Source organism: Paramuribaculum intestinale, from assembly GCF_003024925.1.
Classification (GTDB): Bacteria; Bacteroidota; Bacteroidia; order Bacteroidales; family Muribaculaceae; genus Paramuribaculum; species Paramuribaculum intestinale.
The window spans coordinates 1-1,242 of the sequence record NZ_PUED01000354.1 but is presented as its reverse complement, the minus strand read 5'-3'; the positions used below and the strand labels follow the sequence as shown (position 1 = coordinate 1,242).

1 protein-coding gene and 2 pseudogenes are annotated in these 1,242 nt (G+C 54.7%); all 3 read left to right on the top strand.

Annotated elements, in window-relative coordinates; translation table 11 throughout:
• Window positions 1–19 precede the first annotated feature (19 nt).
• Window positions 20–220: pseudogene (locus C5O24_RS14600) on the top strand (NAD-dependent DNA ligase LigA); the annotation flags it as partial.
• 57 nt (window positions 221–277) lie between these two features.
• Entirely contained in the window at window positions 278–955 is a 678-nt protein-coding gene (locus C5O24_RS13490; protein ID WP_338418707.1) for a helix-hairpin-helix domain-containing protein, read from the top strand.
• A gap of 50 nt (window positions 956–1,005) precedes the next feature.
• Window positions 1,006–1,242 (top strand): annotated as a pseudogene (locus tag C5O24_RS13485) (porin family protein); the annotation flags it as partial.

Genomic DNA, 1,242 nt, shown 5'->3' with positions numbered 1-1,242 from the left:
TTGTTAACTCCACAACGCCGACATAATACAATCGCTCGACATACATCAGGACGATATGCTCTATGTGGAGAAAGGGGGCGAGATAATCCCCAAGATCACAGGTGTCGACACCGACAGCCGTCGTCCCGACGCCACTCCGGTTGAATTTGTCGACCGATGCCCCTCGTGCGGATCGCCGCTGACACGGCTTGAAGGAGAGGCGGCATGGGTTTGTCCAAACAAATATGGCTGCAGCCCCCAGATAATAGGCCGTCTGGAACACTTCGTCGGACGACGCATGATGAATATCGACGGCATAGGCGAGGAAATTTCGGCCGATCTGTTCGCGTCGGGTCTGGTCAAGGACATAGCCGACCTCTATTCCCTCACCTACGAGCAGCTCACCACTCTCGAACGCCTCGGTCACAAATCGGCTCTAAACATACTGCACAGCATCGACGAATCGCGCAAAGTACCGTTCGAGAGGGTGATCTACGCCCTTTCGATACCTTACGTAGGCGAAACCATCGCCAAGAAAATCGCCCGCTCGGTCAGGGACATCGACCGGCTGATGAGCATGCCGGCCGGAGAGCTCGCCTCGATCGAGAATGTAGGGCCGCGCATCGCCGACAGCATAGTGGAATTCTTTGCCGAGCCGGTCAACCGTTCGATCGTAGAGCGGCTGCGTCAGGCCGGAGTGACCATGTCGGCATCTGAAGACACAGCCGGGACACAGACCGATCTGCTTAACGGCAAAACGTTCGTCATAAGCGGAGTATTCACCCGGCACTCGCGCGACCAGTACAAGGAGCTGATCGAACTCAACGGAGGCAAGAACACCGGATCCATATCAAAAAAGACCGACTTCGTACTGGCCGGCGACAATATGGGTCCCGCCAAACTGGAGAAGGCGGCCAAACTCGGAGTGCCTATAATCGACGAAGACACATTCCTCCGCATGATAGGGCAAGAGTGACGACAAACATCAGAATCAACAGCATATCATATAATTATAAACCAAACAGTATGAAAAAGATCAAAAACATCGCAATCATGGCCGTGATGGCCATCGCGGCCATCTCCCCGGTGGCAAGCCAGGCTCAGTTTCGCTTCGGCGCGAAAGTAGGACTCAACGTCAACAGCCTCCACCTGAACGAAAGCACCTTCGACGCATCAAACCGTGCAGGCTTCAATGCAGGTCTTATGGCTGAATTCACAGTGCCCGTGATCGGAGTCGGCGCCGACATATCCGCCATGTATGTC

What these genes read in the sequence shown, in the direction of transcription:
- C5O24_RS13490 (WP_338418707.1), top strand. Translation starts at nt 278, where the DNA reads ATGATGAATATCGACGGCATAGGCGAGGAAATTTCGGCCGATCTGTTC.